This is a genomic window from Kineococcus rubinsiae, assembly GCF_011839805.1.
In the GTDB taxonomy this organism is placed as follows: Bacteria; Actinomycetota; Actinomycetes; order Actinomycetales; family Kineococcaceae; genus Kineococcus; species Kineococcus rubinsiae.
Map to the genome: position 1 here is coordinate 1 of NZ_VWPY01000092.1, position 9,390 is coordinate 9,390.

At 74.7% G+C, this 9,390-nt stretch carries 9 protein-coding genes; 7 read left to right on the top strand and 2 right to left on the bottom strand.

Going from position 1 to position 9,390, the window contains the following annotated elements; translation table 11 throughout:
• Positions 1–140: 140 nt before the first annotated feature.
• The 3 genes from purU (at position 141) to F1544_RS22500 (ending at position 3,569) form a co-directional block, all read left to right on the top strand.
• Positions 141–1,049 carry a formyltetrahydrofolate deformylase gene (gene purU, locus F1544_RS22490; RefSeq protein ID WP_167588435.1) on the top strand — a complete coding sequence of 303 codons (909 nt, stop codon included), beginning with the start codon at positions 141–143 and terminating at the stop codon, positions 1,047–1,049.
• A 208-nt stretch (positions 1,050–1,257) separates the two neighbouring features.
• Positions 1,258–2,655: a vanillate/3-O-methylgallate O-demethylase gene (gene ligM / locus F1544_RS22495; RefSeq protein WP_167588437.1), complete on the top strand. Its 1,398-nt coding sequence runs from the start codon at positions 1,258–1,260 to the stop codon at positions 2,653–2,655.
• Positions 2,656–2,720: 65 nt separating this feature from the next.
• On the top strand, positions 2,721–3,569 hold the full coding sequence (locus tag F1544_RS22500; protein WP_167588439.1) for a methylenetetrahydrofolate reductase: 849 nt from the start codon (positions 2,721–2,723) through the stop codon (positions 3,567–3,569).
• A 21-nt stretch (positions 3,570–3,590) separates the two neighbouring features.
• Here the strand turns inward: F1544_RS22500 and F1544_RS22505 are convergent, their stop codons facing one another.
• Positions 3,591–4,340, bottom strand: a complete 750-nt coding sequence (locus tag F1544_RS22505) for an SDR family oxidoreductase (protein ID WP_308470279.1) — start codon at positions 4,338–4,340, stop codon at positions 3,591–3,593.
• A 32-nt stretch (positions 4,341–4,372) separates the two neighbouring features.
• Here F1544_RS22505 and F1544_RS22510 point away from each other — a divergent pair, with 32 nt between their 5' ends.
• Positions 4,373–5,146 carry an SDR family NAD(P)-dependent oxidoreductase gene (locus F1544_RS22510; RefSeq protein WP_167588441.1) on the top strand — a complete coding sequence of 258 codons (774 nt, stop codon included), beginning with the start codon at positions 4,373–4,375 and terminating at the stop codon, positions 5,144–5,146.
• Between the two features lie 56 nt (positions 5,147–5,202).
• Here F1544_RS22510 and F1544_RS22515 read toward each other — a convergent pair whose 3' ends face one another.
• A complete protein-coding gene (locus F1544_RS22515; RefSeq protein ID WP_167588443.1) occupies positions 5,203–6,060 on the bottom strand; it encodes a helix-turn-helix domain-containing protein in 858 nt (285 codons plus the stop codon).
• An 89-nt stretch (positions 6,061–6,149) separates the two neighbouring features.
• Here F1544_RS22515 and F1544_RS22520 point away from each other — a divergent pair, with 89 nt between their 5' ends.
• From F1544_RS22520 to F1544_RS22530, 3 genes are all read left to right on the top strand, one after another.
• Entirely contained in the window at positions 6,150–7,526 is a 1,377-nt protein-coding gene (locus tag F1544_RS22520; protein ID WP_167588445.1) for an alpha-glucosidase/alpha-galactosidase, read from the top strand.
• 129 nt (positions 7,527–7,655) lie between these two features.
• Positions 7,656–8,651, top strand: a complete 996-nt coding sequence (locus tag F1544_RS22525; protein ID WP_167588447.1) for an AAA family ATPase — start codon at positions 7,656–7,658, stop codon at positions 8,649–8,651.
• Positions 8,648–9,390 (top strand): DUF58 domain-containing protein (locus tag F1544_RS22530; RefSeq protein WP_167588449.1); only part of this gene is annotated, 743 nt, incomplete at its 3' end. The genes F1544_RS22525 and F1544_RS22530, both read left to right, overlap by 4 nt.

A 9,390-nucleotide genomic window follows, 5' to 3' on the forward strand; every position in this document is an offset into this window, starting at 1 on the left:
ACCCGGAGCCGGGTCGAACGTCGCGCCCGCCCCGCGCCCGCCGACGCGGCCGCCGTGGCGCGGGCGACGCGGCGTCCGCGGCCGTCCCGCCGTGGTCGTGCGGGCCCGGGGTTCGCTAGCGTCGCCCGGGGAGGTCCACCATGACGAGCTCGACGACCAGCACGCTGCCCGCCGCCCGGCCGGCCCCGCACCAGCCCGCCGACCTCGGCCGGCTCCTGATCCAGTGCGAGGACGGTCCCGGGATCGTCTCCGCGGTCAGCGGTTTCCTCAGCCGCGCCGGGGTGAACATCGTCGACCTGGCGCAGCACTCGACCGCGCCCGCGGGCGGTCGCTTCTTCCAGCGCACGGAGTTCCTGCTGCCCGGGCTCCCCGCGGCCCGCGACGAGCTCGAGCGCGCCTTCGCGACCGAGGTGGCCGAGCCGTTCGGCATGGAGTTCCGGTTCGCGGAGGCGGCCCGGCCCAAGCGGGTCGCGATCCTCGTGTCCAAGACCGACCACTGCGTCCTGGACCTGCTGTGGCGCAACCGCCGCGGCGAGCTGGACATGAACGTCGTCATGGTCGTGTCCAACCACCCCGACCTCGCCGACGAGATCCGCCCCTTCGGCGTGCCCTACGTGCACGTCCCCGCGACCCGCGACAACCGGGCCGAGGCGGAGCAGCGCCAGCTGGAGCTGCTGCGCGGCAACGTCGACCTGGTCGTCCTGGCCCGCTACATGCAGATCATCACGCCGACCTTCCTGGCCGGCGTGGGCTGCCCCCTCATCAACATCCACCACTCCTTCCTGCCCGCCTTCATCGGCGCGGCGCCGTACCAGAAGGCCAAGGAGCGGGGCGTGAAGCTCGTCGGGGCCACCGCCCACTACGTCACCGAGGACCTCGACGAGGGCCCGATCATCGAGCAGGACGTCGTGCGCGTCGACCACCGGCACTCCACCGCCGACCTCTCCCGCCTCGGGGCCGACGTCGAGCGGGCCGTGCTCTCGCGCGCGGTGCGCTGGCACCTGGAGGACCGCGTGGCCCGCAACGGGAACTCCACGGTCGTCTTCTGAGCGGGGGGGCCCGGCCGCGGCGCCCCGCCGGGCGCGGATGCGTCATCTGACTCGGACGGGCCCTCCGGGACCGCGCGCCGCCGGCCCGCCACAACGCCGTCGGCGGGCCGGCGCCGCGGGCCTACCGTCGTCGACGGCGGTCCGCGAGGAGGCCTCGTCGTCGAGGAGTCCGGAGAACGGCCGCCCACCCGACGTCGAACGGACGGTCATGAGCACCGAGAACCTGCAGCAGCTGCTGGACGCCCACGGCGACACCGTGACCATGCTGCGCGACTCGAAGATCGGCACCTACATCTACCCCGTGGTGCCCGCCGAGTTCACCAACTGGCGCCGCGAGGTGCGCTCCTGGCGCGAGGACGCGGTCCTGTTCGACCAGTCCCACCACATGGTCAACCTCTTCGTCTCGGGCCCCGACGCCCTGAAGCTCCTGACCGACACGGGCATCAACAGCACCGCGAAGTTCCCCGTCGACACGGCCAAGCAGTTCGTGCCCGTCTCGCCCGAGGGCGGCGTCATCGGCGACGGCATCCTCTTCCGCCTCGCCGAGGAGGAGTTCGTCTTCGTCGGCCGCGCGCCCGTCGCGAACTGGCTCACCTACCAGGGCCGCACGGGCTACGACCTGGAGATCCGCCGCGACGACCGCTCCCCGTCGCGCCCCTACGGCAAGGCCGTCAGCCGCGAGGTGTGGCGCTTCCAGATCCAGGGGCCCAAGGCGTGGCCGCTGATCGAGAAGCTCAACGGCGGCACGGTCGAGCAGGTCAAGTTCTTCACCATGGGGCGCATGACCATCGGCGGCCAGGAGGTGCGCACGCTGCGCCACGGCATGGCGGGCGCCCCCGGGCTGGAGATCTGGGGCCCCTACGACAGCTACGACGCCGTCCGCGACACCATCCTCGAGGCGGGCCGCGAGTTCGGCCTCGAGCCGTGCGGTTCGCGGGCCTACTCCTCCAACACGCTGGAGTCCGGCTGGATCCCGTCCCCGCTGCCGGCGGTCTACAGCTCCGAGGAGCTGCGCGGCTACCGGGAGTGGCTGGGGGCCGACAGCTACGAGGCCACCAACGCCCTCGCCGGCAGCTTCGTGTCCTCCGACATCAGCGACTACTACCTCAACCCCTGGGAGCTGGGGTACGGCTCGTTCGTGAAGTTCGACCACGACTTCATCGGCCGCGACGCCCTCGAGGCCCTCGCCCCCGACCAGCAGCGCCGCAAGGTCACCCTGGCGTGGAACGCCGAGGACCTCGGCGCCGTGCTCGCCTCCCCGCTGGGCGAGGCCCCGGGGGCGCAGTACTTCGACCTGCCGAACGCGAACTACGGGTCCTCCAACTACGACTCGGTCGTCGACGCCGACGGGACCGTCGTGGGCCTGTCCCTGTTCACCGGCTACAGCGCCAACGAGCGCCGCGGCCTCTCGCTCGCGACGCTGGCGCCGGACGTCCCGATCGGGGCGGAGGTCCGCGTGCTGTGGGGCGAGCCGGACGGCGGGTCCGGCAAGACCACGGTCGAGCCGCACGAGCAGGTCGCCGTCCGCGCGGTCGTCAGCACCGCCCCCTACTCGACCGCGGCCCGCGAGAGCTACCACGCGGGCTGGCGCACGGCCACGAAGTAGCCGGCGACCCGGCGACCCGACCCCGGGCGCCCGCCACCCCCGCTGCCGACCCAGGAAGGCGCACGATGCCCACCACCACCGCCGGCTCGCTGCTGGAGGACTGCTCGCTGGAGATGACGGGCAAGGACGTGCCCAAGCTGGAGGAGGCGCGGTCGGCCATCCCGCCGGGCACGCGCATCAACGTGACCTACCTGGCCAACGAGGACCTGCCCATGCGGGTCGCGGCGTCGCGCGCCGTGCGGGAGTGGGGGTTCGTGCCCGTCCCGCACATCTCGGCCCGGCGGCTGCGCTCGCAGGAGCAGCTCGAGGAGTTCCTGACCGCGCTGCAGGAGGTGGGCGCCACCGAGGAGGTCTTCGTCGTCGGTGGCGACCCCACCACGCCCGAGGGTCCCTACGAGGACTCCCTCGCGGTCATCGAGTCCGGTCTGCTGCAGCGCCACGGGGTCAAGCGCGTCAGCGTGAGCGGCTACCCCGAGGGGCACCCGGGGATCACCGACCCGGTGCTGTGGACGGCGCTGGAGGGCAAGCAGGCGGCCCTGGCCCACCAGCAGCTGCCGGGGACGGTCATCACCCAGTTCGGCTTCGACGCCGACGCGGTCCTGACCTTCCTCGCCGCCGTGCGCGCCCGGGGCATCGACATGCCGGTGCGGGTCGGCGTCCCCGGGCCGGCGGGGGTCAAGCGGCTCATGTCCTACGCGGCCCGCTTCGGCGTCGGCACGAGCGCGGGCATCGCCAAGAAGTACGGGTTCTCCCTCACGGGCCTGCTCGGCACCGCCGGGCCCGACCGGTTCCTGCGGGCCCTGGCCGCGGGCCACGACCCCGCCGTGCACGGCGTCGTGAAGGTGCACTTCTACACGTTCGGCGGGCTCAAGGCGACGGCGGACTGGATCACGGAGTTCCGCGCCGCCGGCTGAGCCGGTCGGGCGGGTGACCGCTCAGCGCTGCGCGACGGGGGAGATGACGAGCTCGTCGATGCGGACGTGCGGCGGGCTGTCCAGGACGAACTGCACGGTGCGGCCGATGTCGTCGGGCGTCAGCATCACCGCGCGGGCGGCCTCGTCGGGGACCTGCGGGCGCATCGCGAGGAAGTCGGTCGCCACGTCACCGGGGCACAGGTGGCACGCGCGGACGCCGTGCGGCGCCTCCTGCTGGTTGAGCGTCCGCACGAGCGAGCCGAGGGCGGTCTTGCTGGCGGAGTAAGCGACCCCGGCGCCGGGCGAGAACGCCCAGCCCGCGTAGGAGGACACCACCACGACGACCCCGCCGCTGCGGCGCAGGTCCGGCAGGGCCGCGTCGACGACGGTGGCCGGGGCCGAGAGGTTCGTGGCGATGACGTCGTGCACGCTCGCGATGTCCTGGTCGTCCCAGCGGCGGCGCGGCGCGTTCAGCCCCGCGGCCAGGACGAGGCCGTCGAGGCGGCCGAAGCGCTCCAGCACGGCGGCGCGCGCCGCGCCGACCGCGGCGACGTCCTGCACGTCGAGGGGCAGCACCAGGGTCGCCGCGCCGTGCTCGCCCGCGGCGGTGGCGGTCTCGTCCAGCGGCCCGGTGCGGCGCCCGCTGACGGCGACGTCCCAGCCCGCGGCGGCCGCGGCCACGGCGACGGAGCGGCCCATCCCCGTCCCGCCGCCGGTGATCCAGACGACCTTGCGCTCGGGTGCGGGGGCGGGGGAACCGGCTACGCTCACGGTCGTCCAGTATTCCTCGCGCAGGAGGCGTGGTGCACCTCGACCTGTCCGACCGCGTGGTCGTCGTCACGGGTGCCGGTCGCGGCATCGGGGCGAGGATCGCCGACCGCTTCGCGGCGGAGGGTTCCCGCGTGGTGGCCTTCGACCGCGCCTTCGAGGCGGACCCGGGCGGCGGCATCGAACAGGTGCTCTGCGACGTCGTCGATCCCGCGTCGGTGCAGCAGGCCGTGGACACCGTCGTGGAGCGCCACGGCACCGTCGACGTCCTCGTGAACAACGCCGGCATCAACGTCGAGGGCCGGGTCGCGGACCTCAAATGGGAGGGCTGGCGCCGCTGCATGGACGTCAACGCGGGCGGGGTGTTCCTCGTCAGCCAGGCCGTGGCGGAGGTCATGAAGCGCGCCCGCCGGGGCCGGATCATCAACGCGGCGTCCTTCGCGGCGATCGTGCCCAGCGTCGGCAGCGCCGCCTACGCCGCCTCCAAGGCCGCGGTCGTCCAGCTCACCCGCGTGCTGGCCTCGGAGCTCGGGCCGTGGGGGATCACCGTGAACGCCTACGCGCCGGGCATGGTCCCCACCGCGATGAACGGCTTCGCCGAGATGCCGGCGGCCGCGCAGGACCGCCTCCTCGACACGCTGTCCCTGCGGCGCTGGGAGAGCGCCGACGACGTGGCCGACCTGCTGCTGTTCCTGGCCAGCGACGCGGCGTCCTACATCACGGGGACCCTCCTCGACGTCTCGGGCGGCAAGCTCGCGACGCAGATCCCGAGCCGCGCCTACGAGGCGCCGGACGCCCCCACCTCCTGAGGCGCCGCCCGTCCAGCCGACCACGGCTCGGCCGGCCGGCGCTGCGCCGCAGCGCCTCAGGCCGCCCGCAGGGCCCGCCGGTAGGCCCCGGGCGAGCAGCCGCAGGCCCGGGTGAACTGCGCGTACAGGCTGCTCTGCGAGCCGAACCCCGCGGCGTGCGCGACCGCCGAGGTCGTCATCGACGTCGTCACGAGCAGGCGCTGCGCCTCCGCCACCCGGAACCGCACCAGGTGCTCCCCGAGGGTCACGCCCAGCGTCCGGCGGAACAGGGTGGTGGCGTAGTTCGGCGTGAGGTTCCCGGCGCGGGCGATGTCGGCCGGGCTGATCGGCTCCCGGAAGTTCTCGGCCGTGAACTGCGCCATGCGGGTCACCCGCGCGGTCTCCGGCGAGGGCGACCCCGCGGGCGGTGGCGGCTCGCCCGCGTGGTGGGTGGCGAGGACGCGCCGGACGAGGGCGTGCGCCTCCAGCAGGGTCGTCTCGTCGTCGCCGCCGCGCGCCAGGTCGTCCTGCCAGGAGGTGAACAGGGCCTCGACGTGGCTGCCGATCGCGGCCGTGGGCACGACGAGGACCGTGCTCGTCAGGACGTCGGCGACGAAGCGCTCGGGCAGCGACCAGCGCAGCACCGCGGCCAGCGGCAGGTGCACCCAGCAGACGTCGCTCGGCGGCGCCGCGGCGCCGGGCGCGGGAGCCGTGAGCCGGTGGGGCGTGGCCGCCCAGAACAGGGCGGTCGAGCCCTCCGGGACCTCCACGCGCGCGCCGCCGAAGAGGTACTCCAGCCGCCCCGCCAGGACGACGTTCACCTCGAGGTCGTCGTGGCGGTGGAACGCCCGCATCCCCGGCGCCGGGCCCCGGTGCACCCACAGCCCGGGGGGCACGACCTCGGGCCGGGCGAGCAGGTCCAGCGGAGCCGTCACGAGGCGACGGTACCCGCCACCGGAGGATCCTGGAAGTCTCCGGCGCCGGACCGGAGGAGGTGGGCGCCGCCCGTTCCTAGGGTCGGGACATGACTGCTTCGCGCACGCCCAAGATCACCATCATCGGTGCTGGTGGCTACGTCTTCCCCCTGCGCCTCATCGGCGACCTGCTGAGCTTCCCCGCGCTGCGCTCGGCGCAGCTGTGCCTCATGGACGTCCGCGCCGACAAGCTCGGCCCCGTGGCGGACGCGGCCCGCAAGCTCGCCGCGCACCACGGCTTCGACACCGACGTCGTCGAGACGACCGACCGCCGCGAGGCGCTGACGGGCGCCGACTTCGTCATCATCACCTTCCAGGTCGGCGGCGTGGAGTCCTACCGCCACGACGTCGAGATCCCGCGCCGCTACGGCGTCGACCAGACCGTCGGCGACACCGTCGGGCCCGGGGGCGTGTTCCGCTTCCTGCGTTCCGTCGGGGCGTACGAGGCGATCGCCGCGGACGCGCTCGAGGTCTGCCCGGACGCCACGTTCATCAACTACGCGAACCCCATGGCCATGGCCACGGCGTTCCTGAACGCCAAGGGCCTGCGCACCGTCGGGCTGTGCCACAGCGTGCAGGGCACGACGCGGATGCTCGCCCGCACCCTCGGGGTGCCCTACGAGGAGGTCGACTACCTCTGCGCGGGCATCAACCACCAGGCGTGGATCCTGCGGTTCCGCCACGGCGGCGAGGACCTCTACCCGCGCCTGCGCGAGGTGATGAACGAGCGGCACGTGGTGGGCCGGGCGGCCGCGCAGCTCGCCGGGGACGACGGCGACCACAGCGGTGCGGCCGCCGCCGCGAGCACGTACGAGGGCGGCAACGAGCAGGTCCGCACGACCATCATGAACGCGTTCGGCTACTTCGAGACCGAGTCCAGCCACCACGCCTCGGAGTACCTGCCCTACTTCCGCAAGAACCCCGAGATGGTCGAGGGCTACATCCCCGAGCGCTGGGACTACTACGAGATCTGCTCCGCCCACGACGACCAGGGCGACATCGACACCCAGTTCGACAAGCTCAAGGAGGAGCTGGAGCCGAGCGTCGAGTACGGGGCCAGCATCGTGAACTCCGTCGTCACCGGCGTGCCCTCCGTCGTCTACGGCAACGTCCCCAACGCGACGGGGGTCGTCTCCAACCTGCCGGCGGACGCGTGCGTGGAGGTGCCCTGCCTCGTCGACCGCAACGGCGTGCAGCCCACCGCCGTCGGGGCGCTGCCCCCGCAGCTCGCCGCGCTGAACCGCACGAACATCGGGGTCCAGACCCTCGCGGTCCAGGCCGCCCTGACGGGGAACCGGGAGAACGTGTTCCACGCCGTGGCGCTGGACCCGCTGACCAGCGCGCTGCTCACGCTGGAGCAGATCCGGGCGATGACCGAGGAGCTGACCGCCGCGCACGCCGACCTGCTGCCGGCGGCGCTGCGCTAGCCGGGCCCCGCGCGGCGGTGGCTGCGGGCAACCGTCCGCGCCGCCCGTGGTGCAGGATCGGGGAGGCGGGCACCCGCGAGGGGTGGCCGCCTCCCCGACCGCCTCCGGGCGCCGACCGAGGCTGGAGCCATGGACCGCGACGAGCCCCGCCCGCTGGAGACCGCGGAGATCGAGCGCGACGGCGCCGTCCTGCGGCAGGTGGCCGCGGCCTTCGCCGCGCGCGTCGTCGGCCAGGAACGCCTGCTGGAGACGCTGCTCGTGACCCTGGTGGCCGGCGGGCACGTCCTGCTGGAGAGCGTCCCCGGGCTGGCCAAGACCACCGCGGCGGCCACGCTCGCGGCCGCCGTCGGGGGCAGCTTCCACCGCATCCAGTGCACGCCCGACCTGCTGCCGAGCGACATCCTCGGCACCCAGGTCTACGACGCGGGCCGGGCCGAGTTCTCCACCCGCCTCGGGCCCGTGCACGCCAACGTCGTCCTGCTCGACGAGATCAACCGCTCCAGCGCCAAGACGCAGAGCGCGATGCTCGAGGCCATGCAGGAGGGCCAGACCTCGATCGCCGGCGAGGTGCACCCGCTGCCGTCGCCGTTCCTCGTCCTGGCCACGCAGAACCCCATCGAGCAGGAGGGGACGTACGCGCTGCCCGAGGCGCAGCTCGACCGGTTCCTGCTCAAGGACGTCCTGGACTACCCCACGGCGCAGCAGGAGCGCGACGTCGTGCGCCGCGACGCGGTCCCGGCCCCGGCGACGCCGCCCGCGCCGGTGGCCCTCGCCGACGTCGAGCGGCTGCGCGCGGACGCCGGCCGCGTGCACCTCGACGACGCCGTGCTCGGCTACGCCGTCGACCTCGTCCGGGCCACGCGCGCGCCGGGGGAGCACCTGCCCGCCGCGCTGGCCCGCCTCGTGGAGTTCGGGGCCAGCCCGCGGGCGAGCATCGCGCTGGTGCGCAGCGCCCGGGCGCTCGCGCTCGTGGAGGGCCGCGCGCACGTGCTGCCCGAGGACGTGCGGCGCCTCGCCCACCGGGTGCTGCGGCACCGCGTCGTCCTCGGCTTCGAGGCCGTGGCCGACGACGTCCGCCCCGACGCGGTGGTCGACGCGCTCCTGGCCGCGGTGCCCACCCCGTGAGCCCCGCGCCCGCGCAGGTGTCCGCGCGCGTGCGGGCGCTGCTGAGCATCCCCGCGCACCGGCGCACCTGGGGCCTGCTCGAGGGCAGCTACGCCGCGGTCGTGCCGGGGCGCAGCCACGACCTCGACGACCTGCGCGCCTACGTCCCCGGCGACGACGTGCGCGACATCGACTGGAAGGCCAGCGCGCGCCACGTCACGCCCCTGGTCAAGCGGTACGTGGCCCGCCGCGAGCAGACCGTCCTGCTCCTGGTGACCACGGGCCGCGACCTCGCGGCCACCGCCCCGGACGGCGGGACCAAGGCGCACGCCGTCCTCGCGGTCGCCGAGCTGCTCGCCGCCGTGGCCGCCGGGCACGGGGACCCCGTCGGGCTCGTCGGGGCCGACGCCGCCGGGGCCGTCCGCCTCCCCGCCCGCACCAGCGCCGGCCACCGCCTGCTGCTGCGGCGCACGCTCGAGGCGCGCATGGGGCCGGGCGCCCCGGCGACCGACCTGGCGGCCCTGCTGGCCGCGAGCACGCGGGTGCGGCGGCGGTGGCTGGCCGTGGTCCTCGCCGACGACGTCGACCTCTCCCCGGAGGTGGAGCGCGCCGTGCGGCGCCTCGCCGCGCAGCACGAGCTGCTGTGGCTGACCGTGGCCGACGCGGACCCGGGCGCGGGGGCGGGCGACGGCCGCGACACCGCGACCGCGCGGCGCCTGCCCGCTCCCGTGCGCCGGGCCGCGGCGGTCCGGGCCGAGCA